The organism is Faecalibacterium sp. BCRC 81149 (genome assembly GCF_022750605.1).
Taxonomy (GTDB): Bacteria; Bacillota; Clostridia; order Oscillospirales; family Ruminococcaceae; genus Faecalibacterium; species Faecalibacterium duncaniae.
This window is the reverse complement of the sequence record NZ_QXJA01000002.1, coordinates 18,413-44,580: the sequence shown is the minus strand read 5'-3', so window position 1 is coordinate 44,580 and position 26,168 is coordinate 18,413. Positions and strand designations below refer to the sequence as shown.

Annotated in this window: 22 protein-coding genes, 1 tRNA gene and 1 pseudogene; 15 read left to right on the top strand and 9 right to left on the bottom strand. The window is 60.3% G+C overall.

The window, feature by feature from the left end; genetic code table 11:
- Positions 1–141: 141 nt before the first annotated feature.
- The 6 genes and pseudogenes from D3F01_RS03080 to D3F01_RS03055 form a co-directional block, all read left to right on the top strand.
- Positions 142–498: pseudogene (locus D3F01_RS03080) on the top strand (site-specific integrase); the annotation flags it as partial.
- Between the two features lie 171 nt (positions 499–669).
- The gene (locus D3F01_RS03075; protein ID WP_242885909.1) at positions 670–1,164 is read left to right on the top strand and encodes a hypothetical protein; all 495 of its coding nucleotides are present in this window, start codon (positions 670–672) and stop codon (positions 1,162–1,164) included.
- 276 nt (positions 1,165–1,440) lie between these two features.
- The gene (metG, locus tag D3F01_RS03070; RefSeq protein ID WP_005933006.1) at positions 1,441–3,441 is read left to right on the top strand and encodes a methionine--tRNA ligase; all 2,001 of its coding nucleotides are present in this window, start codon (positions 1,441–1,443) and stop codon (positions 3,439–3,441) included.
- Positions 3,442–3,444: 3 nt separating this feature from the next.
- Positions 3,445–4,404, top strand: a complete 960-nt coding sequence (locus D3F01_RS03065; RefSeq protein WP_242885908.1) for a DMT family transporter — start codon at positions 3,445–3,447, stop codon at positions 4,402–4,404.
- Between the two features lies 1 nt (position 4,405).
- A complete protein-coding gene (locus D3F01_RS03060) occupies positions 4,406–5,227 on the top strand; it encodes a TatD family hydrolase (protein ID WP_242885907.1) in 822 nt (273 codons plus the stop codon).
- Between the two features lie 128 nt (positions 5,228–5,355).
- Positions 5,356–5,589 carry a hypothetical protein gene (locus D3F01_RS03055; protein ID WP_005933001.1) on the top strand — a complete coding sequence of 78 codons (234 nt, stop codon included), beginning with the start codon at positions 5,356–5,358 and terminating at the stop codon, positions 5,587–5,589.
- Positions 5,590–5,664: 75 nt separating this feature from the next.
- Here D3F01_RS03055 and D3F01_RS03050 read toward each other — a convergent pair whose 3' ends face one another.
- The 6 genes from D3F01_RS03050 to D3F01_RS03025 form a co-directional block, all read right to left on the bottom strand.
- Entirely contained in the window at positions 5,665–5,961 is a 297-nt protein-coding gene (locus D3F01_RS03050) for a type II toxin-antitoxin system RelE/ParE family toxin (protein ID WP_097770883.1), read from the bottom strand.
- Complete coding sequence (locus D3F01_RS03045) at positions 5,951–6,232, bottom strand: type II toxin-antitoxin system prevent-host-death family antitoxin (RefSeq protein WP_097770882.1); 282 nt, start codon at positions 6,230–6,232, stop codon at positions 5,951–5,953. Before D3F01_RS03045 ends, D3F01_RS03050 begins: the two co-directional genes overlap by 11 nt.
- Before the next feature lie 69 nt (positions 6,233–6,301).
- Positions 6,302–6,763, bottom strand: a complete 462-nt coding sequence (locus D3F01_RS03040; protein ID WP_242885906.1) for a GNAT family N-acetyltransferase — start codon at positions 6,761–6,763, stop codon at positions 6,302–6,304.
- A gap of 78 nt (positions 6,764–6,841) precedes the next feature.
- Positions 6,842–7,660, bottom strand: a complete 819-nt coding sequence (locus D3F01_RS03035; RefSeq protein ID WP_035394259.1) for an ATP-binding cassette domain-containing protein — start codon at positions 7,658–7,660, stop codon at positions 6,842–6,844.
- 7 nt (positions 7,661–7,667) lie between these two features.
- A complete protein-coding gene (locus tag D3F01_RS03030; RefSeq protein WP_156061928.1) occupies positions 7,668–8,591 on the bottom strand; it encodes an ABC transporter permease in 924 nt (307 codons plus the stop codon).
- A gap of 17 nt (positions 8,592–8,608) precedes the next feature.
- The gene (locus tag D3F01_RS03025; protein ID WP_242885905.1) at positions 8,609–9,706 is read right to left on the bottom strand and encodes an ABC transporter substrate-binding protein; all 1,098 of its coding nucleotides are present in this window, start codon (positions 9,704–9,706) and stop codon (positions 8,609–8,611) included.
- A gap of 752 nt (positions 9,707–10,458) precedes the next feature.
- On the opposite strand from D3F01_RS03025, the gene D3F01_RS03020 reads away from it, so the two are divergent.
- On the top strand, positions 10,459–13,230 hold the full coding sequence (locus tag D3F01_RS03020; RefSeq protein ID WP_242885904.1) for a helicase associated domain-containing protein: 2,772 nt from the start codon (positions 10,459–10,461) through the stop codon (positions 13,228–13,230).
- Between the two features lie 45 nt (positions 13,231–13,275).
- On the opposite strand, the gene D3F01_RS03015 is transcribed toward D3F01_RS03020, so the two are convergent.
- Positions 13,276–14,427, bottom strand: a complete 1,152-nt coding sequence (locus D3F01_RS03015) for an aldo/keto reductase (RefSeq protein WP_242885903.1) — start codon at positions 14,425–14,427, stop codon at positions 13,276–13,278.
- A gap of 182 nt (positions 14,428–14,609) precedes the next feature.
- On the opposite strand from D3F01_RS03015, the gene dusB reads away from it, so the two are divergent.
- The 3 genes from dusB (at position 14,610) to D3F01_RS03000 (ending at position 18,291) form a co-directional block, all read left to right on the top strand.
- Positions 14,610–15,641, top strand: a complete 1,032-nt coding sequence (gene dusB, locus D3F01_RS03010) for a tRNA dihydrouridine synthase DusB (protein WP_117505761.1) — start codon at positions 14,610–14,612, stop codon at positions 15,639–15,641.
- Between the two features lie 36 nt (positions 15,642–15,677).
- Positions 15,678–18,056, top strand: a complete 2,379-nt coding sequence (locus tag D3F01_RS03005) for a YfhO family protein (RefSeq protein ID WP_242885901.1) — start codon at positions 15,678–15,680, stop codon at positions 18,054–18,056.
- A 61-nt stretch (positions 18,057–18,117) separates the two neighbouring features.
- Positions 18,118–18,291: a chorismate--pyruvate lyase gene (locus D3F01_RS03000; protein WP_097770869.1), complete on the top strand. Its 174-nt coding sequence runs from the start codon at positions 18,118–18,120 to the stop codon at positions 18,289–18,291.
- Positions 18,292–18,328: 37 nt separating this feature from the next.
- On the opposite strand, the gene D3F01_RS02995 is transcribed toward D3F01_RS03000, so the two are convergent.
- On the bottom strand, positions 18,329–19,648 hold the full coding sequence (locus tag D3F01_RS02995; protein ID WP_242885899.1) for an MATE family efflux transporter: 1,320 nt from the start codon (positions 19,646–19,648) through the stop codon (positions 18,329–18,331).
- A 76-nt stretch (positions 19,649–19,724) separates the two neighbouring features.
- A tRNA-Gln gene (locus tag D3F01_RS02990) sits at positions 19,725–19,795 on the bottom strand.
- Positions 19,796–20,383: 588 nt separating this feature from the next.
- Between D3F01_RS02990 and D3F01_RS02985 the strand changes: the two genes are divergently transcribed.
- Genes D3F01_RS02985 through D3F01_RS02965 form a run of 5 tightly spaced genes read left to right on the top strand, consistent with a single transcriptional unit; the run spans position 20,384 to position 26,119 of the window.
- A complete protein-coding gene (locus D3F01_RS02985) occupies positions 20,384–21,850 on the top strand; it encodes an aminotransferase class I/II-fold pyridoxal phosphate-dependent enzyme (protein WP_005932972.1) in 1,467 nt (488 codons plus the stop codon).
- 13 nt (positions 21,851–21,863) lie between these two features.
- Positions 21,864–22,721 (top strand): polyamine aminopropyltransferase, encoded by an 858-nt coding sequence (gene speE, locus D3F01_RS02980; RefSeq protein ID WP_117476268.1) that lies wholly within the window; start codon positions 21,864–21,866, stop codon positions 22,719–22,721.
- A complete protein-coding gene (gene speB / locus D3F01_RS02975) occupies positions 22,721–23,599 on the top strand; it encodes an agmatinase (protein WP_223384997.1) in 879 nt (292 codons plus the stop codon). The genes speE and speB overlap by 1 nt, the downstream gene beginning before the upstream one ends.
- A gap of 46 nt (positions 23,600–23,645) precedes the next feature.
- Positions 23,646–24,905, top strand: coding sequence for a saccharopine dehydrogenase family protein (locus D3F01_RS02970; RefSeq protein ID WP_097772566.1), 1,260 nt, complete (start codon positions 23,646–23,648; stop codon positions 24,903–24,905).
- Positions 24,905–26,119 (top strand): carboxynorspermidine decarboxylase, encoded by a 1,215-nt coding sequence (locus D3F01_RS02965; RefSeq protein WP_242885897.1) that lies wholly within the window; start codon positions 24,905–24,907, stop codon positions 26,117–26,119. The genes D3F01_RS02970 and D3F01_RS02965 overlap by 1 nt, the downstream gene beginning before the upstream one ends.
- Positions 26,120–26,168: the final 49 nt, after the last annotated feature.

Sequence of the window (26,168 nt, the reverse complement as noted above, 5' to 3'; positions counted from 1 at the left end):
GCCCCTTGAAAATTGAACACGCATTCTTCAGTCACGTTCCTGTGATGATGAGCCACGTCCGTAACAAATGCGATGATCTCCCACTGAGGGAATGAGCGGTAGGTTGACGGTAAATACGAAGCCGTTGACCCTATGTGTGGAAAGCGTCAGCATCAATACGTTTCTCCCGGCACGGTTCGTTCGGTTCACAAAATTTTGAGAAGTGCCTTTGAGCAGGCTGTAAAGTGGGAACTTATGGAAAAGGATCCCTGTGTTTATGCCACCTTGCCCAAATACACTGCAAAGAAGCGTGATATCTGGACTGCCGAGACCCTGTTCCATGCCTTGGAAGTGTGTAATGATCCACGGCTCCGGCTCTGCATCAACCTCTCCTTCTCTTGTTCTCTGCGCCTTGGCGAACTGCTCGGTTTGACTTGGGATTGCGTGGATATCTCTCCTGAAAGCATCGAAGCCGGGCGAGCCTCCATTTACATAAATAAGGAATTGCAGCGTGTAGACATTGCTTCGCTAAAAATCTTGCAAAGAACCTATAAACCTCTATACATAAGCAGCGGCAGCTTTCCGATTTGGAAAACCGCCGCTGTTTTACTTTTTCCATGTCTTGCACATCAGTCCCCGACATGATACACTTCTATAAAAGGGGTGGTCGGCATGGAGCAGGTGCACACAATGCGGAAATATGAATATTATGACCGTGATACCCTTTGCAGTATCATTGACGTAGATTTCACCACAAAGCAGGTGCGTGTGGAAAACAAAGTGGATTCTATTCTGGACACCGCTTTCGGGGTCAACACGGAACCCACTTGGGATGATTTTCTGATTTTTTTAGAGAGTCGTTGTATTCCAAGAACTCGCTGCGGGCTTAACTATTACCTTGATGCTGTCGGGGTTTCCGAATATGATCCGATACAGCTAATGGAAAAGACACATGGTCGGATGGCAGAAGATCATAGGATAGCAATTCCTGACCGTATCTTTTTGTTCATGACTATTTCGTTTATATACACAAACCGAGTCAAAAGCCGTTTTACAGAACACTTTACCAGGAGAGTTGACAAACCCGCCGTTTTTGCGTATTATAATAAGAACAAGGGGGTCGTGTGCCCCTTTGGCAAAAAGCGAACAGCCTTGACGAGGAGAGTACGCCCCGCCTGCGCCTGACAGAAAGCCCGAAGGATGGAACCGGGCAGGTGAGCACGGGGTGGAAGATGGCCTCTGAGCTGTGGGGGTGAAGCGGCACGCCGCCAAACCCCCGCCGGGTGCGCCCGTTACCGCGCGGAGGCCGGTTTTACCCCGGCACGCAAGGCCATGCCCGCAAGGGCGCGGCGAAGCAAGGTGGTACCACGGAAGTTCAGCTCCCGTCCTTGTCCGGTGCATTCCGGCAGGACGGGAGCTTTTTTGTGACACAGCCACAACAGAAAGGAAGAATCATCCCCCATGAGCGAACACAACACATTCTACATCACGACCCCCATCTACTACCCCAGCGACAAGCTGCACATCGGCCACAGCTACACCACCGTGGCCTGCGATGCGCTGGCCCGCTTCAAGCGGATGCAGGGCAAGGAAGTCATGTTCCTGACCGGCACCGATGAGCACGGCCAGAAGATCCAGGACAAGGCCGCCGATGCAGGCGTGACCCCAAAGGAGTACGTTGACCGGATCGTTGCCACCGTCAAGGATCTGTGGAAGCTGCTGGATGTCAGCTATGACCGCTTCATCCGCACCACCGATGACTACCATGTGGAGACCTGCCAGAAGATCTTCACCCAGCTGTATGAGCAGGGCGATATCTACAAGGGCGAGTACATCGGCCACTACTGCAAGCCCTGCGAGAGCTTCTGGACCGACAGCCAGCTGGTGGACGGCAAGTGCCCCGACTGCGGCCGCGAGGTCTATGATGCCCACGAGGAGGCTTACTTCTTCAAGACCGGCAAGTATGCCGACCGCCTGCTGAAGTACTACGAGGAGAACCCCCAGTTCATCCAGCCCGAGAGCCGGAAGAACGAGATGATCGCCTTTATCAAGCAGGGCCTGCAGGACACCTGTGTTTCCCGCACCTCTGTCAAGTGGGGCATCCCCGTTCCCTTTGACCCCAAGCACACCATGTATGTCTGGGTCGATGCGCTGAGCAACTATATCTCCGCGCTGGGCTACGGCAACGAGACCTACCACGATTACAACAAGTTCTGGCCTGCTGACCTGCACATGGTGGGCAAAGAGATCCTGCGCTTCCACACCATCCTGTGGCCCGCCATGCTGATGGCTCTGGATCTGCCGCTGCCCAAGCGCGTGTTTGGCCACGGCTGGCTGCTGATGAACGGCGGCAAGATGTCCAAGTCCGTGGGCAACGTTGTGGACCCCGTGGTCCTATGTGACCGCTACGGCGTGGACTCCATCCGCTACTTCCTGCTGCGTGAGATCCCCTTTGGCAACGACGGCATGTTCACCAACGAGGCCCTGATCAACCGCATCAACAGCGACCTGGCCAACGACCTGGGCAATCTGCTCAGCCGCACCGTTGCCATGTGCGAGAAGTACTTCGGCGGCACGGTCCACAAGGCCGCTGGCACCGAGGCCATCGACACGGAGCTGGAGACCATGGTCAATGAGCTGCTGGGCAAGGTCACTGCCGACATGGACAACCTGACCATCCCCCAGGCCCTGATGGAGATTTTTGCCGTGATCCAGCGCGCCAACAAGTATATCGACGAGACCGCTCCCTGGGCTCTGGCCAAGGACGAGGCCAACAAGGCCCGTCTGGAGAGCGTGCTCTACCACCTGTGCGAGGCACTGCGTGTGGCAGGCATCCTGCTGAACGCATACCTGCCCTCCACCGCTCCCAAGATGATGGATCAGCTGGGCCTGTCCACTGCCGACATCGACCTGAGCAAGGCTGCCTACGGCGTGCAGGAGACCTACACCGTCCACAAGGGCGATGCCCTGTTCCCCCGCATTGACGTGGCCAAGGAGATCGCCCACCTGAAGGAAGAGGACGAGAAGCGCAAGGCCGCTGCCGAGGCTGCCAACAAGGCCAAGGCCGAAGCCGAAAAGGCTGCTGCCGCCCCCGCCGCTGAGGAGAGCACCGTTGATTTTACCCACGAGGAAGAGATCGACTTTGACACCTTCTGCAAGGTGGAGCTGCGCGTGGCCGAGGTGCGTGCCTGCGAGAACCTGAAGGAGAGCAAGAAGCTGCTCCACCTGACCGTGTTTGATGGCGAGCGTGAGCGCTGCATCCTGTCCGGCATTGCCAAGTGGTTCAAGCCGGAAGATCTGATCGGCAAGAAGATCGGCATCGTCTGCAATCTGGCCCCCCGTCCCATGCTGAAGGGCAAGTATGTCAGCGAGGGCATGATCTTTGCTGCCGACACCGCTGACGGCGGCTGCTCCATCGCCTTCTACGGCGACAACACCCCCGTTGGCAGCCGCATCCACTGAGCCATGGTGACACAGCTGAGCCGCGCCGAAAAGCTGGACCGGCTTTTCGGCACACCGGCTTTTGCCGTTATCATCGCCATTCTCTGCAACGCCATGTGGGGTTCGGCCTTTCCTTTCATCAAGCTGGGCTACCGGCTCTTTGCCATCGACACCGCTGACACGGCCTCCATTCTCTGCTTTGCAGGGGTGCGGTTCATGCTGGGCAGTGTGCTGGTACTGGGCGGCAGCCTGCTGCTGGAGGGCAGGCTCCCCGCCATGCCTAAGGGGAAGATCCTGGCCGAATGCTGTGCATTGGGCCTGTGGCAGACCACAGCGCAGTATGCCTTTTTCTACAGCGCTGTTGCCCTGCTCACCGGTGCCTTTGGGGGCATCCTGAACAGCACCCAGAGCTTTCTGGGGGTCATCTTCGCCCATTTCCTTTACGGCAGGGCTGACCGCATGACCCCGGCCAAGGCGCTGGGCTGCGGCATCGGCTTTGCGGGCGTTCTCATCGCCACGTTGGGCAACCACGGCGGCGGCAGCGCCCGGGGCGTAGCCTATATGCTCATTGCCACCGTCCTTTTCACGCTGGCAGGCCCCTGGAACAAATCCGTCACCCGCCGGGCAGACAGCTTTGCCGTCTGCTTCGTGAACCTGTTCGTGGGCGGGGCGGCCCTGTTCCTGCTGGGCGCTGTTCTGGGCGGACGGCTGGAACACTGGTCTGTGCTCAGCGTGCTGGACCTGCTGGCGCTGGCCTTCATCTGCGGCGCGGGCTACATCGTCTGGGCCCTGCTGATGAAGAACAATCCCGTCAGCCGGATCGCCATCTTCGGGTTCGTGAACCCGGTGGTGAATGTCCTGCTCAGTGCCCTCATCAATGGGGAGCCGCTGTTCCGGTGGCAGTATCTGGGGGCGCTGGTGCTGGTCTGCATCGGCATCTGGCTGGTAAACAAGGCCCCCGCCAAAAAGGAGCGTACCCGGTAATATGGAATACCCCATCTTTGACACCCACGCCCATTACAGCGCCCGTGCCTTTGACGTGGACCGCTTTGCCCTGCTGGACAGCCTGCCCGGCAAAGGGGTGGTGGGCGTGTGTGAGCAGGCCACCCATTCGGGCGATGCGCCCAAGGTGCTGGAGCTGGCCCACAAATATCCCTGGGTGTACGCCGCCGTCGGCATCCATCCGGAGAGCCTGCTGGCCCCGGAGGATTGCGGTGAGGAGGGCCCCGCCCCTACTGTCTCGGTATACGGCGGCGACTGGGCCGCAGAGATGCGTGCCCTTGCCCCCTATTACGAGGACCCCAAGGTGGTGGCTGTTGGGGAGTGCGGACTGGATTACCACTGGCCCGTGCCCAAGGATGCCCAACTGGCGCTGTTTGAGGCCGAGATCCGGCTGGCGCTGGAACTGGACAAGCCCATCATCGTGCACGACCGCAGCGCCCACGCCGATGTCTACGCCCTGCTGAAAAAATATCGGCCCAAGGGCATCGTCCACTGCTATTCCGGCAGCGCCGATGACGCGCTCTGGCTGGCAGAGCAGGGGCTCTACATTGGCTTTGGCGGGGCCTGCACCTTCAAGGGTGCCAAACGGGCCGCCAAGGCCATTGCCGCCCTGCCGCTGGAACGCATCGTCCTGGAAACCGACTGCCCCTATATGGCCCCGGAACCTGTCCGCGGCACCCGCTGCGACAGTTCCCTCATCCGCTATGTAGGCGAGTATATCGCCAGCATCAAGGGTGAGGAACCGGAGCAGGTGTTCCGGCAGACGGTGGAGAATGCCTGCCAGGTATATAACCTCTCCGTCTGAAACCGGCGGCAGCCGTGCATAGAGGGCAGGTTGGACAGAGCAGGGCCTATCCGTTATCTACAAAAGCATTTTGCTTCTGTATAAATCAACCAACAAACTACAAATAGTCAATCAAGGAGATATCACTTATGAAAGCTCGTATTCCGCAGCACCGTGAATTCATCATCAACTTCCCCGACACTGTTGACAACGCCAAGGCCAACGAGGGCTGGGCAAAGCTGCAGCAGATCGTGGAGGACTACAAGAAGGACCACAACGGTGCTTCCGTCTACGCACCCAGCTTCATCGAGGACTGCGAGCCTGCCGTCAAGAAACTGCAGGAAGAGTATGGTTTCGAGTACACCGTTGAGTATGTGAAGTAAGTTCTGGTTTTCAGTATATTGCATTAAAAAGAGCAGAGCGTCTGGCCAGCTGGCTGGAGCGCTCTGCTCTTTGTTTTATTCCAGGTACTGCGGCAAATTCCATGAGCCGCGCAGTACACGGTGGATCTCCACCACCTTGACGTTCTCATTGACATGGTAAAACACCAGATACTGGTCTGCCACCAGCTTGCGGTAGGTCGGGTCAAGGGCATAGACTTCACACATCCGTGGGGTATCCCCCAGCTTTGTGATCTTTTCCCGCATTTCTTTCAGCACACGGCGGGCCGTTTGGGGGTAGAAGCCGGACAAATACCGGGCAATGTCATTCAAGTCCTGTACAGCAAGGGGCAGGTATTTGATCTTATACGTCATACTGTTCGTGGAGCGTCTCCCATACGCTTTCATGCTCTGTCCACTGCGTGTTGGGGTCTGCCGCCTGCTGTTTTGCCTTGGCAAGCTCCTCGGCAACATACCGCTGGTGCATGAACTCCTCATACTTGGCGTAGTCCTCAATGTTGATGAGGACGGATTCCCCACGACCATGATTTGTGATAATAACATGATTGTGGTCTTTCAACATCTCTGAAATTTCAGCGTAGTGGTTGCGCAGATCACGGGATGGGCGAACAAATGTCTGCATCATAAGTGACACCTCCTGTCAAAAGCATTGTATCACATTATGACTACATATACAAGGATCATTACAATCGTTTTATTTCAGCTCCATATTGATGGACTTTTCCGTAAAGCCATAGTTCCGGTACATCTCATACGCCATTTTATTTTTAGCGTTCACCTGCAGTTCAATGGTGTCGCATCCCTTTTCCGCCTTGAGCTGCTTCACCTTATCAAAGAACTGGTGCCCGATGCCCTTCCCGCGATACGCCTCATCCACCGCCATAGTACTGACGAACAAAACATCCTTTGTTACCTGTGCCGGGCCTTCCACATGCCGCTTAAACACTTCCAGAACACCAACAACGATGCCGTCCGTCTCGGCAATATACCAGCTGTCCCCTTTCAAGAGTTCGCCAAACAGTTCCTTTGTGATCAATGGGCTGGCCGGTTTATAGACATCCGGCCGCCAATCCACGTGCATCTGCTGGACTTGATCCATAATAGCAGAAACTCGGTTATAATCCTGCATCTGCGGGGTACGGATCGTAATTTTCATCTTGTTTTCTCCTTGTTGTATCAAAAATGCCCTGTCTGACACGGTTCCGGGTCCAGACAGGGCATTTTGAGTTTCTTTTCAGTTGCCCGCTTCCACCTTGCTCAGCAGGATGCGGTCATTGTCCAGGGCCTTACCGGCGTTTTCGCGGAACTTCTCCAGCAGGTCGTCCACGGTCATCTTACTGCGCTCCTCGCCCTTGACATCGAACACGATGCGGCCGCCGTCCATCATCAGGGTGCGGTTGCCCAGCTCGAGGGCCTGATGCATGTTGTGGGTGACCATCAGGCAGGTGATCTTTTTCTCGGCCACGATGCTCTTGGTCAGCTCCAGCACTTTCTCCGCCGTGGCAGGGTCCAGGGCTGCGGTGTGCTCGTCCAGCAACAGGAGCTTGGGGGTAACGAGGGTGGCCATGAGCAGGGTCAGCGCCTGCCGCTGGCCGCCCGAGAGCAGACCCACCGGCTGCTTCATCCGGTCCTCAAGGCCCATATTCAGCAGGGCAAGTTTTTCCCGGAACAGCTCCTTATCCTTGCGGGAGATGCGGGAGAAGATCGCGTGGGGGGCAGTTCCTGCCCGGAGATAGGCCAGCGCAAGGTTTTCCTCAATGGTCATATTGGGGGCCGTGCCCTTGAGGGGGTCCTGGAACAGGTGGCCGATGACCTTGCTGCGCTCATACTCGGGCGCAAAGGTAATGTCCTGCCCGCCCAGCACGATGCTGCCTTCGTCGGCAATGAAACCGCCGGTGATGGCATTGAACATGGTGGATTTGCCCGCGCCGTTGGAGCCCACGATGGTGGCAAAGTCGCCCGCCTCCATGTGCAGGCTCACACCGTTCAGGGCCACCTTTTCGTTGACGGTGCCGGGGTTAAAGGTCTTGTGCAGGTTGTTCAGCTCCAGCATTTCCATCTCAGTGCACCTCCTTCCGGGCATTGTGCTTGCGCTGCTCAAAGGCAAACTTTGCCCGGATGGCGGGCATCGAGATGGCCACAGCCACGATGAGGGCACTCACCAGCTTCATGGCGGCGGCGGGCACATTGAAGCGCAGGGCCACGGCCACGATAAAGCGGTACAGGCAGCTGCCGAACACCACGCCCAGCACCCGGCGCACCATGGTGCGCTTGCCCACCAGAGTTTCGCCGATGATAAGGGAAGCCAGCGCGATGGTCACCATGCCGGTGCCCACGTTGATGTCGCTGCTCTTCTGATACTGGGCCAGCAGGCCGCCGGAAAGGGCGGTCAGCGCGCCCGAAATGCACAGGCCCACTGTGATGGTGAAGGCCGGGTTGATGCTGGAGGCCCGCACCATGGCCGCGTTGTCGCCGGTGGCGCGGATGGAAAGGCCCAGCCGGGTGCCCAGGAAACCCACCATGGCGGCACAGGCGAGTACAATGACCGCCGCCGCGATGACCAGCTTATACCAGCCGCCCGTAAAGGCCAGCGCGGATTTTGCCAGCGAGAATACCGTATCGGTCTTGACCAGGGACATCGTGGACGAAAAGCCCATGACCGCCAGATTGATGGTGTACAGGCCGGTGTTCACGATGATGCCTGCCATGATGCTCTCAACGCCCAGACGTGTCTGCAAAAAGGCGGTGACAAAGCCCGAACACACACCCGCCGCCATGGCCGCGAACAGGGCCAGGATGGGGTGGCCTGTCAGCGCCACCTGGCAGGCCACGGCACAGCCAAGGGTGAAGCAGCCATCGGTGGACAGGTCGGCAATGTTCAGGATCGAATAGCTCAGAAACAGCGCCAGCGCCACCAGACCGTAAATGCAGCCCAGCTCCAGCGCCGTCTGGATCACGTTGAGCGAAAAGATACTCGCCAGCATGGTTGATGTACTCCTTTTTAGAAATTCTCCTGCGTGGTCACTACCACAATTTCGGTGCAATAGGGCTTGAAGGCCTCCTTGACGGTGTCGAGGTCAAGGCCCAGTGCCTCACAGCTCTCGGTGTTGATGGTGACGATGCCGTTGTCGAAGGTCTGGTAGGGCAGGTCTGCGGGGGTCTTGCCGCCGCAGAGCAGCTCCACCACCATATCGGCGGTGGCCTCGCCCAGCTGGACGTAATCCACGCCGTAGCCCACAAAGGCACCGTTCAAAGCAAAGCTGTCCGCACCGGTGAAGTGCTGGACCCCTGCCTCCAGGAAGGTCTCATAGATGGACAGCTCAGCGGTCATCACGGTGTTGTCGGTGGGGGTGAACACGGCCTTGACACCGGCGGCCACAAGGGCCTCGGCAGCCATCTGCACCTCAGCCGTGGTGGTACCGTTCTTTTCAATGTACTTGATGCCCTTGCTGTCGCAGAACGCCTTGGCATCGGCGATGGCCTGGGTGGAGGCATCCTGGCTCAGGTCGTACAGCAGGCCGATGGTGTCGATGTCGGGGTTGATGGCAGTGATGAGGTTCATAATGGCCTCGGTGTTCAGGGCATCGGAGGTGCCGGTGATACCCTCTTCCCCGTCAAACCCGGCGGAAACAGGGTCGGTGACGGCAGAGTAGACCACAGGGATGTCGGTATCTTCCACAGCGGCCAGCATGGTGGCGGCGGTGGGAGTGGCCACGGCCACAATGACATCTACCTGGTCGGCCACCAGGTCTGCACCGATCTGGTTCAGGTTGGACTGGTCAGCCTGGGCGTTGGCGTAGTAATCGGCATAGTCGAAGGTCACGCCATTCTCCGCGCCCACCTTATCTAGGCGGCTCTCAACAGAGGCCACGATCTGGTTCAGGGAAGCATGATCCACATAGTTGACGATGCCCACCTTAAAGGTCTGGCCTGCCTCAGAAGCGGCAGCAGCGGAACCGGCAGCGCCGGAGGCGGTGCCGGATGCTGCGGCAGAAGAGCCGGAGGAGCCGCAGCCGGTCAGGCCCAGTGCGGATACGACAGCGGCTGCGGCGGTAGCCTTCAGGAAGCTGCGGCGGGAGATCATGTTCATGGTTTTCATAGCGGTTGCTCCTTTCCCGGAGCGGGCGGCCCAAAAAATAAAACCCGCTCCACCTGCGGAACGGGTAAAATAAAAACGGCCCCGTCCCTGTGTGTTTAACCACAAGGACAGAGTCGAGAAATTCGAATCTGCGGTGCCACCTTGCTTGCTCCGCTCGTCTTCCCACCATGGAAAACTGCAGGAGCCCCTCAACGGAGAGCCAACACTCCCCTGCCCTGTAACGGAGGCTTCCGTCCCAAGCTACTAAAGGCACTGCCCTGTTCGCCCGGCCCTCGGCGGCCCACGAACTCTGCCCCGCTCTCTGCCCGTTTTCACCATTCGGGCTCACTGTAAGTACGCTTGCAGGTTCTCTTCCGCCTCATCGGTTTGTTGATTGCATTATACGCTTTATTTTCATAAAGTCAAGAGGGAATTTTTCATTTTTTCGGCCGCAAAGATGAAATGCTTCTTGGATGCCCCGCAGCGCCCCTCCTGCCCAAATCTCCCCGGTGCGGCCCGGGCAGCTCTGCCGGGGCAAAAGAAGCCTTCTTCCTGCCATAGGTCATACTTTCTCTCCGCTCCGGGGCGCATTTCCACTTTCAGTATCCCCGTTGCTGCGCACAAAGTTCGCAGTTTCTGCCACAGATTCCACACTATTTTTATCCTTTTCCCAAGTTTTGCCCTAAATTCTCTTCAAAGGGCTTGACAGAAAAATGTTTTTTGCGATAAACTAATCCTATGAAATATTTTCGTTGTATCCAACGATGTCAAACATGCAACTCGGAGAGGACACTACCACCATGTCGATGACCCTGAATCCCGTCAACGAAGCCGCTTTTCAGAAAGCTGTACAGTCTCTGGAGACCCTGAACCGGGCCGCCGTGTTCCATCCCACCGGCACCGGCAAAAGCTGTATTGCCTGGAAGGTGGTGGAGGCTCACCCCCAGACCACCTTTTTCTGGCTGGTGGCCGGTGCACAGCGTCTGGCCCTGCGGCAGGCAGAGCTGACACGCTACAACGGCGGCACCCTGCCCGGCAATGTCCGCTTCTGTGATTGCGAAAAGCTGGCCGCCGCCACCCCGGAGCAGTGGGTGCGGCTGGGGGAGCAGAAACCCGGCTGCATCGTGCTGGACTGCTACCATGAGTTGAGCGCCGTGTGTTGGGCACAGTCGGTGCAGAAGCTGCTGCGGATGTGCCCCCAGGCAAAGGTGCTGGGGCTGGGTGTTCCCAACGGTGCCCCCGTCTGCGCCGCCGCGCAGGAGCTGTTTGCCGACTGCATCGTCTCCCACATGACTGTGGCCGAGGCCATGGCCGCCGGGACCATGCCGGTGCCCTCAGCCTATGCGGCCCTGCTCTGGCCTCAGGAGGAGGAGCTGGCCACCCTGCGCGCCCGGATCAAAAACCTGTGTATGCCCAAGGGCGACACCTCCCTGCGCGTTCAATATGAAGAACTGAGCTGGTCTCTGCGTCAGGTGGAGAACCTGACCGTTCTGCTGCCCCGCCTGCTCAGCGATACCAGCGGCCATTATCTGGTCCTGTTTGAATCCGCCGCCTATCAGGAAAAGCTGGGCACGGAGCTGGAACAGCTGCTGCGCACTGTGGACCCTGCCGTCCGCTTTTACGCTGCAGATCACGCCTGCTTTGCGGATTCTGCCGCCGTGGAGACTTTCCTCTCCGATACGGCCCCCGGCCCCAAGGTCCTGCTCTGCGTCAACGCGCCGGGAGTCCAGCAGCCGCTGGAGGGGCTGGCCGGGGTCATTCTGGTGCGCCAATCCAGCCTGATGTCCACCTTCAAGCAGATGCTCTGCCGCGCGCTGGTGGCTGCAGGCAGCCGCAGCGTGCCGGTGTTTGACCTTGTGGCGCAGTTTGAGGGGCTGGGCAACGGCCGCACCCTGCAGCGGGACTGCACCGAGGCCATGACCAGGGCCGGCAGCAAAACGCCGGGCTTCCGGCAGGAGCGCCCCATGCAGCAGACCTACCGCCTGTACGGCAAGCTGCGCCGGGAGATGGAGGCCCGCTGGGAGGTGCTGTGCCAGGCCGCCGCCGATGCCGCCGTCAAAGAGGGCACCCTGGAGCTGCCCCGGAGCTATACCATCCACAGCGGCGTGCCCGTGGGCAAGTGGCTCGAGCTCCAGCGGCAGGTACAGGCCGGGCAGCGCCCGGGCCGCCTGACAGCGGAGCAGGCCGCCAAGCTGGAAAAACTGGGCATCCGCTGGAACCACCGGCTGGAGGCTGCCTGGGAAAAGGGCTTTGCCTCCGCGCAGAAATACCGCACCGAGCACGGCGATCTGCTGGTGCCGGTGCGCTACCGCGATAAAAATGATTTTGCACTGGGCGAATGGATCGTCTACAACCGCCAGCGCTATCTGGGCGGCAACCTGACCCAGAACCGCATCGAGCGGCTGGAAGCCATCGGCATGGTGTGGAGCACCTCCAACGACCTGTGGGAGCAGAACTATGCCGCCGCCACCCAGTATTATCTGGAACACGGCGATCTGGAAGTGCCCATCAAGTACGAAACGCCCTCCGGCTTCGGTCTGGGGGTCTGGCTGGGGGCCCAGCGCGCCGCTCACAAGGCAGGCGAGCTGCCTCAGGAACAGTTGGAGCGGCTGGACGCTCTGGGCATGGACTGGACCAACCGCAACGACCGCAAGTGGATGTCCCTGTACGATGTTGCCGCCGCCTACTACCATGAGCACGGCAGCCTGAACGTCCCCTCGGAGTATGTCACGCCGGACGGAGTACTGCTGGGCAAGTGGGTGGCACGCCAGCGCTATGCCTACCTGAACCCGGACCGCTCCAGCGCCCGGGTCACCCCTGAGCGCAAGGCCCTGCTGGACAAGCTGGGCATGGTGTGGGAAAAGTACGACCCCTGGCAGGAGCGCTATGATCTGGCTCTGGCCTACAAGACAGAGCACGGCGATCTGGAGATCCCCTCTGTCTACAAGACCGCCGACGGCGTTTGGCTGGGCAGCTGGGTCAACCGCCAGCGGCAAGCCCTGAACTCCGGCAGCAGCGCCCTGAGCAGTGAGCGCCGCAAGCTGCTGCGCACCCTGTTCAAGGGCGAGCGCCGCCCCAGTGATCCCGCTGCTGACCACGGCACCGTGCGTGAGGCCAACTGGGAGCGGAACTTCCGCAGTGCCGCCCGTTACGCCCGCAAGTACAAACATCTGCTGGTCCCCGCCAGCTATGTGGACAGCGACGGTGTCCGGCTGGGCGTGTGGATCTCCAACCTGCGTGCAGCCCGCAAGAACCGTCCGGATTCCTATCAGGTCACGCCCGCCCATATCAAAAAGCTGAACAGCATCGGCATGGTGTGGGATGCCCGGGATGCCAAGTGGGGAACCGCCTATCAGCAGGCCAAAGCCTACTACAAGGCCCACGGCAACCTCCACGCCGCCGCCAACTACAAATCCGACGAAACCGGCTTCTGCCTGGGCGACTGGCTCCGCCGGATGCGGGAGTGGGATACCGCCCACGACCCCAAGCTCACCCCTGAGCGCCGCGCAATGCTGGATAAGATCGGGATGGAGTGGAGCGAATAAGAGAAAAAAGCCACCGGTTTTTGCCGGTGGCTTTTCTGATACAGACTACAGCTGATCCAGCTCCTGCTGCAGCTGGGCCAGCGCATTGCGGATGGGCAGATGCTGGGGGCAGGCCGCCTCGCACTTGCCGCAGCGGACGCAGTGGCTGGCCTTTTCGGCATCGGGGAAGCGGGCTTCCCACTGGTGCTTGATGGCCTCGGGCTGGCCGAACATCCCCAGCTTGTTCCAGATACTGAAGTTGTCCGGGATGTCCACCCCCATGGGGCAGGGCATACAGTACCGGCAGCCGGTGCAGCCGATCTTGATGCGGCTGTGCAGGAAGGCGGCGGTCTGCTCCACTGCGGCGGTCTCTGCAGCGGTCAGCGGCTCAAAGCAGGCAAAGGTGGCCAGGTTATCCGTGAGCTGATCCTCGGCGCTCATGCCCGAGAGGATGACATGGACGTTCCGATGGCTGCCCACCCAGCGCAGGGCCCAGGAGGCATCCGAGGCCTCGGGCCGCAGGGCCTTGAGGGGTGCTTCGGCTTCCGGAGGCAGGTTGGCCAGTGTGCCGCCCTTGATGGGCTCCATGATGATGAGTGGGATGTTCAGCTCCTCGGTCAGCTGATAGCCGCGGTCACCCGAGATCTCCTCGGCACGGTCATCGGTGTCCAGATAGTTATACTGCAGCTGGCAGAAATCCCAGGGCTGATCCCGCAGGATGTGCTCAAGGCCCGCCGCATTGTCGTGGCAGGAGAAACCGAAGCTGCGGATGCGGCCCAGCTTTTTCTGCTCCCACAGCCAGTCCACGATGCCCATTTCCCTGGCCCGGTCGTACCGGGCGGCGTGCAGGGAGTGCAGCAGGTAGAAGTCGATGTATTCCACGCCCAGCCGCCGGAGCTGCTCTTCAAAGATATGCTGGGCCTCCTCCAGGCTCCCGCACTGCCACAGCGGCATCTTGGTGGCCAGATAAAAGCTCTCCCGGGGCCACTTTGCAATGACCCTGCCCACAAAGGGCTCGCTCTGGCCGCCGTGGTAGGGGTAGGCGGTGTCAAAATAGTTCACGCCTGCATCCCGCGCGGCGTTCAGCAGCGCTTCGGCCCGGGGCTCGTCAATGGCTCCCTCCGGTGTGGTGGGGAACCGCATACAGCCGTAGCCCAGCAGGGAGGTGCGGATGCTCTCCCCTGCGCCGTTCTGCTTTTTCCATGCTCTGTATTCCATCTCTTTTGTGCAGCTGGCTGCCGTGTTCCAGCCGCTCCTCCTTTTGTCCCCCAGTATACCGGAAAAATCCCGTGCTGACAAGAAAGATGTTCCGCTTCTTGTTCTGCCGCCGGAAATATGGTATACTTATAATCCAAATTTTATCATGTTATCAACTAAATCAGATAGCGCTAAGGAGTATCATGGAACCTTTCAACACCCCTTTGAAGATCAGGGAGATCTCCCTGCCCCACCGGGCAGTGTTCGGCCCCATGGCGGGCTTTACCGATGCCCCGGCCCGGCGGCTGATGGCCCAGCACGGAGCCGGTTTTACCGTCAGTGAGATGGTGTCCAGCCGGGCGCTGGTATACGGCGACCACAAAACCGTCAGCCTGCTCAAGGCCGAACCCAACGGTGCCCCCTACGGCGTGCAGATCTTTGGCGAAGTGCCCGAGATCATGGGCCAGGCCGCTGCCGCCGTGGAACAGTACGCGTTCGATTTTCTGGACATCAACATGGGCTGTCCGGCCCCCAAGATCGTCTCGGGCGGGGCGGGCAGCAAGCTGATGCTTGACCCCGACCGCTGCGGCCGTATTGTGGAGGAAGTGGTCAGAAACACCTCCCGCCCCGTCACCGTGAAGATGCGCAAGGGCTGGGACGCGGAGCACGTCACGGCCGTGGAATGCGCCAAAGCCTGTGAGCAGGCGGGCGCGGTGCTCATCGCCGTCCACGCCCGCACCCGGGAACAGATGTACACCCCGGGCATCGACCCGTCCATCATTGCGGCGGTGAAGGATGCCGTCCACGTTCCCGTGCTGGGCAACGGCGATATCCGCACCGCCGAGGATGCTGTGCGGATGGTGGAGGAGACCGGCTGCGACGGCGTGATGATCGCCCGGGCCGCTCTGGGCGACCCCTGGCTCTTTGAGCGGGTGAACGCCGCGCTGGAGGGCCTGCCCGCCCCCAAGGAGCCGAACCTGCAGGCCCGGATGAACGCCCTGCGCCGGCAGGTGGAGGAGATGGTGGAGCAGAAAGGCGAGTTCGTTGCCATGCCCCAGGCCCGGGCCCAGACCATGCACTACATGAAGGGCCTGAAGGGGGCCGCCAGCCTGCGGCGCTACTGCTGTGAGCTGAGCCGCCTTTCTGACCTCGACACCCTCATCGACGCGGTGTTCGAGCAGCAGCGCAGGGCCGCGCAGGACCCCGATGACACCCGCGAGGTACCGTTCCCGTAAGCGGAAAATTTCCGATACTGAAAAGAGGACTGACGCATGACTGCATTTCATTCTTCGCCCCGGATGCTGGGGCAGAAGCAGGACAAGTTCTGGCTCACCGTGGGGCTCTGTGCCCTGACAGCCGCCCTCATCTTCCTGCCGTTCTATCTGCTGGACGGCGGCTTTTTCCACTATGCAGGCGATTTCAACAGCCAGCAGATCAGCTTTTACCGCTACATGAACGGCTTTCTCAAGGGGGCAGGCTGCCCCGCCGGATACGGAGGCGTGAAGAATACCTTTTCCTGGGCAACTGACCTGGGCAGCGGAACCATGAACGCCTATTCGTTCTACCTGTACGGCTCCCCCTTCTTTTGGTTTTCCCTGCTCTTCCCGCAGAACTGGCTTCCCTACCTCATGGTGCCGCTGCTGGTGCTCAAGTTCGCGGTGGCGGGCGGCGGCGCGTATCTGTACCTGCGCCGCTACGTCAAAGACCCGAACTTTGCGGTGCTGGGTGCGGCCCTCTACGCCTTTTCGGGCTGGGGGCTGTACAACATCTTCTTCAACCACTTCATTGATGTGCTGGCCCTCTTCCCCTGGATGCTCTGGGCACTGGATGAGACCATCTACGAACGCCGCCACGGATGGTTCGCCTTCTGGGTTGCGGTGAACCTGCTCAACAACTACTTTTTCTTTGTGGGGCAGGTGCTCTTCCTTGTCATCTACTTCGTCTGCAAGCTCTCCGCCGGGGAGTTTCGGCTCACGCCCCGCCTCTTCGGTCAGCTGGCCTTTGAGAGCCTGCTGGGCGTGGCACTGGGCTTTGTGGTGCTCTGGCCCACTGTCCTCAGCGTGCTGCAGAACCCGCGCACCATCGACCTTTCCTCCGGCTGGGGCTTTCTGACCTATTCCAAGCCCCAGCAGTATCTGGCCATCCTGCTGAGCTGGGTGCTGCCCCCGGATTCCCCCTATATGACCTCCATCTGGTCTGAGGGCATCATCAAATGGACCAGCATGACAGCCTATCTGCCCCTGTGCAGTCTGGCCGGTGTGGTGGCCTACTGGCGTGCCCGGCAGAGCGACAGCAAAAAGCGGATCATTGCCGTCTGCATGGTATTTGCGCTGGTTCCCATCCTGAACAGCGCGTTCTATGCCCTCAATTCCAGCTACTATGCCCGGTGGTTCTATATGCCGGTGCTCATTCTTGCGGCCATGACGGTGAGCGCGTGGGAGGACCCCAGCCTCGACCTCGCCCGCCCCGCCCGGAGCATTGCCTTTGTGATGATCGCTACGCTGGCCTTTGCACTGGTGCCCGTGCAGGATGCCGCCACCAAGGAGTGGAGCCTGGGCGTGCTGCAGAATCCGGGCCAGTACTGTGCAGTGCTTGCCTTTGGTCTGGGCGGTCTGGCCGTCTACCATTGCATCTGCAGGCGCTGGCAGCAGCGCAGGGTCTTTGCCCGCCGCCTGCTGGCCGGTGTGCTGGCATTCAGCTGCCTGTTCGGCATCGTCCACATCGGCATTGGCAAGTTCGGCCAGTGGAACACCGACAGTGACCTTGTGGAGCAGTATATCAACGCGCTGGCTCTGAAGGAGGATCTGCCCGAGGGCGACTGGCGCATTGACACCTACAAGACCCACGACAATCTGGGCCTGTGGCTGGACAAGAGCTGCCTGCAGTATTTCGGCAGCACCGCCGCCCCCAGCATCCTCAGCTTCTACCCGGCACTGGGGGTCAAGCGGGATGTGCGCAGTCAGCCCGAGCTCTCCAACTACGCCCTGCGCGGCCTGCTCAGCGTCAGATACCTGCTGACCACACTTGCGCATCAGAAACAGTTCCACGCTGAGGCCGATGAGGGCTGGGCGTATTACGATACCCTGGACGGCTATGTTCTCTACGAGAATCAGAACTACGTTCCCATGGGCTTCACCTACGATTACTACCTCACCGAGACCCAGTATGAGGACACCGTAACTCCCACCCGCTCCAACCTGCTCATGCGGGCACTGGTGCTCACTGAGGAGGATGCGGTGGCCTACGGGCAGTACCTCACGCCCCTGCCCACGGCAGAGCTCAACGACCTGACCTACACCCGCTACACTCAGGACTGCGCCGACCGCCGGGCCTCTGCCTGCACCGCCTTTGAGATGACCAGCGCAGGCTTCCACGCTGAGGCCACGCTGGACAGGACCAACCTGATGTTCTTCTCCGTGCCCTACGATGACGGCTTCACGGCCTATGTGGATGGGCAGGAGACCGAGATCCTGCGGGTGGACGAGGGCCTGATGGCCGTCCTCTGCCCCGCCGGAACGGTCACCATCGACTTTGTCTATCAGCCGGACGGCATCCGCCTGAGCCGGACTGTCACCCTTGCCGCCCTGCCCGTGTTCCTGCTCTACGCCGGGTACTTTGCCTGGGACGAAAAGAAAAAACGGAAGCATTAAAAAAGCCGCCGCTCCAAGAAGCGACAGCTCAAAGAAAAGCTCAAATGAAAGAAGGTATCCTATGGGCCCCTGGTATTACGAGGTCGTCAGCTTTGACGGCGATTATGTCAACCTGCGCCGCACCGACATTGAAAGCGACGAGCTGAACCCCGTTGCGCTGGCCCTGCTGCCGCCCGAGATCGAGGTGGGCAGCAAGGTCAAGTGCGAGTATTTTCAGTATGAGGTGATCGGCTGAACCTCTCCGTCATCCCGGCGGGATGCCACCTCTTCTATTAGGGGAGCTGGTGCGAAGTGCCTGAGAGGTTCGCCAGCACCGCTGCCAGCAGCATTCCGATGGGCGCGCTGATCCAGCTGGACATCCAGAAGCCTGCAAAACCAATGCGGGGTACAAGGATCACACAGGCCAGCAGGTTCAGGGCAATCTGCCCCAGGTTGGAGGCCAGATACAGCCCCATCTTCTGGGCACCGCGCAGACGGGCCTCGAACAGATGCTTCTGTGCCACAAACAGACAGGTCACCGATTCAAAGGCCAGCATGGTGCAGCCATAGCTGGCTGCTGCCGGGTCGGTGGTAAAGAGCCGGAGCAGCGGCCCCCGCAGACCGATGCAGACCGCCATCACCCCAAGCGAATACACCAACAAGATCCGCCGCCCTTCCCGCAGGCCCTCTTTTACACGGCCCGGCTGGAGGGCGGCTGTGTTTTGCGCAATAAAGAACACTGTGGACTGCACAAAGCCGAACACCGGCATCATCAATAGGCTGGACAGCTTGCCTGCGCAGGAGAAACCCGCAATGGCTTCCACACCCAGACCGCCCAGCAGCCCCTGCTTGACCGTGGTGATGATGGTGCCGCTGGCCTGCTGAATACTGTTGGGGGCTGACAGCCGGAAAATATCCCTGGCATAGCGCGCCTTGAGCATCCGGAGCGAGAAGGCCGCATCCATCTGGGTGCGGCGCAGAAATGCCACCATGTAGACCGCGCCCGCCACCTGCGCCGCCGCTGTGGCAGCCGCTGCACCGGCCACCCCGAAGGGCCCCACCAGAACAAGGTCAAGCACAATGTTCATCGCACTGGTAGCCACAATGACCTTGAGCGGCGTTTTGGAATCGCCGCAGCCCATGACACACTCCTTGCTCAGATCGTAGGGCATCAGAAATGGCAGCCCCAGCAGATAGATGCGCCCATAAAGCACAGCGGTATCCAGGATCTCCGCAGGCGTGTTGATCAGCCGCAGCAGGGCCGGCAGGGTCACAAAGCCCACTGCCGTGGTCAACAGGGCGATGACCTCATCCACGAACAGCAGGTTGTACAGCAGCTCTGTCATCTCATGCTTTGTGGCAGTGGGCTTGCCCGCCGCCACCAGCAGGCCGCCGCCCAGCTCCATGCCGCCGGAGACGAACAGAAAGATCATCAGCACCGTGGAAGCGTTGGACACTGCCGCCAGCGCATCAGCATCCAGCCGCAGGCCGATGATCATGGTATCGGCCACGGCGTAAAACTGTGTTGCCACCATGCTCAGGATAATGGGCAGCGCGTACCGCAGCAGCGCGGGCCGCACTGCCCCGGTCAGCAGAGAATTCTCTTCGTTCACACAAACACCCTCTTTTCACAAAAAATAAAACCCGCACGGAACCTGTCGCCCAGGCCCCCTGCGGGTTCTTTTTCAGTTGCGCCAGCAGGAGTCGAACCTACGATGGGGGAGTCAAAGTCCCCTGCCTTACCGCTTGGCGATGGCGCACCGGTAAGAATCAGTATAGTAGAATTTCTTTCATTTGTCAAGCAAAAGCGTTTTGCCGTGTCTGTGCAAAGTGTTTTACCATATCTATACAGTGTCCTTGTCATCATGCGAACCGCTTGCCCATTTTCCGCTTTATTTTCCCAAAAAGTATTGACACCACCCTCATAGCATGATAAGATATCATCGATTTTGAGAGACAAAGCGTGTCAGAGTCTTTTCAAAGCAAATTACCTGGGACCGCCCATCGGGGCTAAGGCCATACGGACAGCCGGGTCCACTGCCGACCGGCGGCGCAAGCTGCCATTATTGATTGAGTTAGAAGCTCAAATTTTATAAGTTGGTTCCTTTACAGCCATGAAATTGCGCAGAACGTGCGCAGACTTGTGAAACGGTCAATAAGAGTAGTAAAAGTGTAATTGCTATATAGACTCTCGTCATCCCGTCTTTTTGAACCATGCGAAGGTTTTCCCCAGTGTCACCGGGGGCTTTGTCTGCATGTTCAGAACGCTTTTTCAAGCGCAGGTCTGCACCAGTGTGGTGGGCCTGCGCTTTTTTTGCTGCGTCAGAACCAGGGACGGAGGAGAAAAGATGAGTGAGAACCGTACACGGTTCCGGCTGGATCAGCGCCGCGCGCCCATTTACGAGGCGCTGGAGCAGTTCCGGCAGATGCGTGTGGTACCTTTTGATGTGCCCGGCCACAAGCGGGGCCGCGGCAACCCGGAACTGACGGCCTTTCTGGGCCAGCAGTGCGTGGGTGTGGACGTGAACAGCATGAAGCCGCTGGATAATCTCTGCCACCCGGTATCGGTCATCCGGGAGGCCGAGGAGCTGGCCGCCGATGCCTTTGGCGCGGCCCATGCCTTTTTAATGGTGGGCGGTACCACCAGCTCTGTGCAGAGCATGGTGCTGACAGCCTGCAAGCGGGGCGATGAGATCATCCTGCCCCGCAATGTGCACCGCAGTGTGCTGAACGCACTGGTGCTCTGCGGCGCGGTCCCGGTCTATGTGAATCCCGAGGTGGACAAGCGGCTGGGCATCTCGCTGGGCATGAAGCGGGAGCAGGTGGCCAAGGCCATCAAGGAGCACCCCAACGCCGTGGCCGTTCTGGTGAACAACCCCACCTACTACGGCATCTGTTCCGACCTGCGCGCCATCGTGAAGATGGCCCACGAGGCCGGGATGCTCTGCCTGGCCGACGAGGCCCACGGCACCCACTTCTACTTTGGCAACGGCCTGCCCGTTTCCGCTATGGCAGCGGGGGCCGATATGGCCTCGGTCTCCATGCACAAGAGCGGCGGCAGCCTGACCCAGAGCAGCCTGCTGCTCATCGGGCCCAATGTGCATCAGGGCTATGTGCGGCAGATCATCAACCTGACCCAGACCACCTCCGGCAGCTATCTGCTCATGTCCAGTCTGGACATCTCCCGCCGCAACCTTGCCCTGCGGGGGCGGCAGGTGTTCCATCAGGTGGCGGATATGGCCGAGTACGCCCGGGAAGAGATCAACGCCGTGGGCGGCTACTACGCCTTTGGCAAGGAACTGTGCAACGGCAACTCTGTCTTTGACTTTGACACCACCAAGCTCAGCGTCCACACGCTGGACATCGGCCTTGCCGGCATCGAGGTCTACGACATCCTGCGAGATGAGTACGACATCCAGATCGAGTTCGGCGATATCGGCAACATCCTGGCCTACCTCTCCATCGGCGACCGCCCCCAGGAGATCGAGCGGCTGGTCAGCGCTCTGGCCGAGATCAAGCGCCGCTACCACACCGACGGCACCGGCCTGCTGAGCCAGGAATACATCGACCCCGTGGTGGCTGCCAGCCCGCAGGAGGCCTTCTATGCCCCCAAAAAGAGCCTGCCCCTGCGGGAGACCGAGGGCATGGTCTGCAGCGAGTTCGTCATGTGCTACCCGCCGGGCATCCCCATTCTGGCCCCCGGCGAGCGCATCACCAAGGAGATCCTGAACTATATCGAGTACGCCAAGGCCAAGGGCTGCAGCATGACCGGCCCCGAGGACCCTGATATTTTGCACCTGAACGTTCTGGCATAAGGAGGGAAAACAGATGGAGTTTTGGTTTTCGGAATTTCACACCCCCGATGTGAAGCACAGCATCCGGGTGAACAAGCAGCTCTACTCCAAGCAGAGCGATTACCAGCGCATTGATATTTTTGAAACGCCCGAGTTTGGCCGGGTGCTCACACTGGACGGCAATGTGATGCTGACCGAGCGGGACGAGTTCATCTACGACGAGATGATCGTCCATGTGCCCATGGCCGTGCACCGGGAGGCAAAAGATATCCTTGTCATCGGCGCAGGCGACGGCGGCGTGGTGCGGGAGCTGACCCGTTACGACCGGGTGGAGCGCATCGACCTGGTGGAGATGGACCCCCAGGTGGTGGAGGCCTGCCGCGCCTACCTGCCCGGCAACGCCTGCCGGATGGATGACCGCCGGGTGCACATTTATTTTGAGAACGCCCTCAAGTTCATCCGCCAGTGCGAGGAGGAATACGACCTCATCATCGTGGACTCCTCCGACCCCTTCGGCCCCAGCGAGGGTCTGTTCACCCGTGAGTTCTACGGCAGCTGCTTCAACGCCCTGAAAGAGGACGGCATCATGGTCAACCAGCAGGGCAGCCCCTTCTACGCCGAGGATGCCAGCGCCATGCAGCGCAGCCACAAGCGCATTGCTTCCACCTTCCCCATCAGCCGGGTGTATCAGGCCCACATCCCCACCTTTGCGGCGGGCTACTGGCTGTTCGGCTTTGCCAGCAAGAAGTACCACCCCATTGATGATCTGGACGCAACTGCCTGGAAGGCCCTGAACATGCGCACCCGGTACTACACCACCAAACTGCATATCGGAGCATTCTACCTGCCGGCTTTTCTGGAGGAGATGCTGCGGGAAGTGGAGGAACACTGATGCTTTACCCCAACGTTGAAACCTTTATCGGCTGCGACAGCAGCTACCGTGCCGCCAGCATCGTGCTGTACGGTGCCCCCTACGATTCCACCACCAGCTACCGCCCGGGGGCCCGGTTCGGCCCGGCTGCCATCCGGCACGAGAGCTACGGTCTGGAGACTTACAGCCCCTACCAGAACGCCGACCTGACCGATTTTGACATCTTTGACAGCGGCGATCTGGAGCTCTGCTTCGGCTCCAGCGAGAGCGCACTGGCCGACATCCAGAGCCGCGCGGCAGAGATCCTGCACGACGGCAAGTTCCCGCTCCTGCTGGGCGGCGAGCATCTGGTCACGCTGGGTGCCGTGCGGGCCATGGTGGAAAAGTACCCCGACCTCCACATCGTCCACTTTGATGCCCATGCCGACCTGCGGGACGACTATCTGGGTGCAAAGCTCAGCCACGCCTGTGTTCTGCGCCGCTGCCATGACCTCATCGGCGACGGGCGCATCCACCAGTTCTGCATCCGCAGCGGTGACCGCACCGAGTTTGAGTTCGCGGCTGCCCACACCGAGATGCACAAGTTCGATTTCACGGGCCTTGCCCAGCTCACCGAGCAGCTCTGTGCCAGCAAGGTGCCCGTTTACCTGACCATCGACCTCGACTGCCTGGACCCCTCCTGCTTCCCCGGCACCGGCACCCCGGAGGCCGGCGGCGTGAGCTTTTTGCAGCTGCTGGAAGCCATCCGCACCGTGGCCAAGGCCAACATCGTGGGTGCAGACCTCAACGAGCTGGCCCCCACGCTGGACACCACCGGCGTTTCCACGGCCACAGCCTGCAAGGTCCTGCGGGAGCTGCTGATCGCGCTGGACAAGGGCTGGCCGGGCTTTCAGGTATAAGGACAGACCGTAAAAAGACAACTTTACAGATAAAGGAGTAACCGATATGAGCAAAGTTCTGATCATCGGCTGCGGCGGCGTGGCCTCCGTTGCCATCCACAAGTGCTGCCAGGTCCCCGAGGTGTTCACCGAGATCTGCATCGCCAGCCGCACCAAGGCAAAGTGCGACAAGCTGGCCGCCGAGCTGGCCCCCAAGACCACCACCAAGATCACCACCGCACAGGTGGATGCCGACCATGTGGATGAGGTCATCGCCCTCATCAAGAGCTACCAGCCCGATCTGGTGATGAACATCGCCCTGCCCTATCAGGATTTGACCATCATGGATGCCTGCCTGGCCTGCGGCGTGAACTACATGGACACCGCCAACTACGAGCCCGAGAACACCGACGACCCGGAGTGGCGCGCCATTTACGAGAAGCGCTGCAAGGAGGCCGGTTTCTCCGCCTACTTTGATTACAGCTGGCAGTGGGCTTACGCCAAGAAGTTTGAGGAGGCCGGCCTGACCGCCCTGCTGGGCAGCGGCTTTGACCCGGGCGTGACCCAGGCTTACTGCGCATACGCCAAGAAGCACGAGTTCGACACCATCGACACCATCGACATTCTGGACTGCAACGGCGGCGACCACGGCTATGCCTTTGCCACTAACTTCAACCCTGAGATCAACCTGCGCGAGGTCTCTGCCCCCGGCAGCTACTGGGAGAACGGCCACTGGGTGGAGATTCCGGCCATGAGCATCAAGCGGGAGTACAACTTTGATCAGGTGGGCCAGAAGGATATGTACCTGCTCCACCACGAGGAGATCGAGTCTCTGGCCAAGAACATCCCCGAGGCAAAGCGCATCCGCTTCTTTATGACCTTCGGCCAGAGCTACCTCGACCACATGCGCTGTCTGGAGGACGTGGGCATGCTGTCCACCACCCCGGTCAACTTCAACGGTCAGGAGATCGTGCCCATCCAGTTCCTCAAGGCCCTGCTGCCCGACCCCGCCAGCCTTGGCCCCCGCACCAAGGGCAAGACCAACATCGGCTGCATCTTCACCGGCAAGAAGGACGGCAAGGAAAAGACCTACTACATCTACAACGTCTGCGACCATCAGGAGTGCTACAAGGAGGTCGGCTCTCAGGCCATCAGCTACACCACCGGTGTGCCTGCCATGTGCGGCGCGCTGATGCTGCTGACCGGCAAGTGGACCACCAAGGGCGTACACACCGTGGAAGAGTTTGATCCGGACCCGTATCTGGATGCTCTGGACAAGTACGGCCTGCCCCGCTCCGAGAGCCACGCCCCGGCTCTGGTGGACTGATGCGGCTGGCCGACACCCGCCCGCCCTTTGCGGGGCTGGCGAACCTCTCTGAGGCTGCACTGGCTGCCCTGCCCACCCCCTGCTATCTGCTGGATGAAGCCCGGCTGCGCCGCAACGGCGAGATCCTGCTGGGCGTGCAGCAGCGGACAGGCTGCAAGATCCTGCTGGCCCAGAAGGCCTTTTCCAACTACGACCTCTACCCGGTGCTGGCCCCCTATCTGGCAGGCACCGAGGCCAGCGGCCTGTACGAGAGCCGTCTGGGCCGGGAGGAGCTGCCGGAGAAGGAGAACCATGTGTTCTGCGCCGCCTACCGGGCCGACCAGTTCGAGGAGCTGCTGCAATACGCTGACCACATCGTGTTCAACTCGCCCCACCAGCTGGCAAAGTTCGGCCCGGCCGCAAAGGCGGCGGGCAAGAGCGTGGGCCTGCGGGTGAACCCCGAGCATTCCACCCAGGAGGGCCACGAGATCTATGACCCCTGCGCCCCGGGCAGCCGTCTGGGTACCACCCGCGCCCAGTGGGATGCCGCTGCGGCGCAGCACCCTGACCTGCCCGACCTGCTGGACGGCCTGCATTTCCACACCCTGTGCGAGCAGGATTCCGACGCGCTGGCGGCCACCCTGCCCGCGCTGGAAGCGAAATTCGGTGACCTGCTGCCCCGGATGAAGTGGCTCAACTTTGGCGGCGGGCACCACATCACCCGCCCGGATTACGACCTTGCCACGCTGGAAAAGTGCATCACCGGGACGCAGGAAAAGTACGGCGTGCAGGTGTATCTGGAACCGGGCGAGGCCTGGGCGCTGAACGCAGGCTACCTCGTCACCACGGTGCTGGACACCCTGCAGAATGGTCAGACACATCTTGCCATTCTGGATATGTCCGCAGCCTGCCACACGCCGGATGTCATCGAGATGCCCTACCGCCCGCCCCTGCTGGACGCGGGCGAGCCGGGGGAAAAGCCCTGCACCTTCCGGCTGGGCGGCCCCACCTGCCTTGCCGGGGACGTGGTGGGCGATTACAGCTTTGCCGCCCCCCTCACCGAGGGTGACCGGCTCATCTTCGGCGACATGGCCATCTATTCCACCTGCAAGAACAACACCTTCAACGGGATGCCCCTGCCGGATCTCTGGGTGCTGCATGAAAACGGCACCACCCAGCCGCTGGCCCGCTTCGGCTACCACGATTTCAAATACCGTCTGGGCTCGCCCCGCTGAGCCGCCCGGATACACAAACACCCCTCTGCGCTCCTTTCGGAATGCAGAG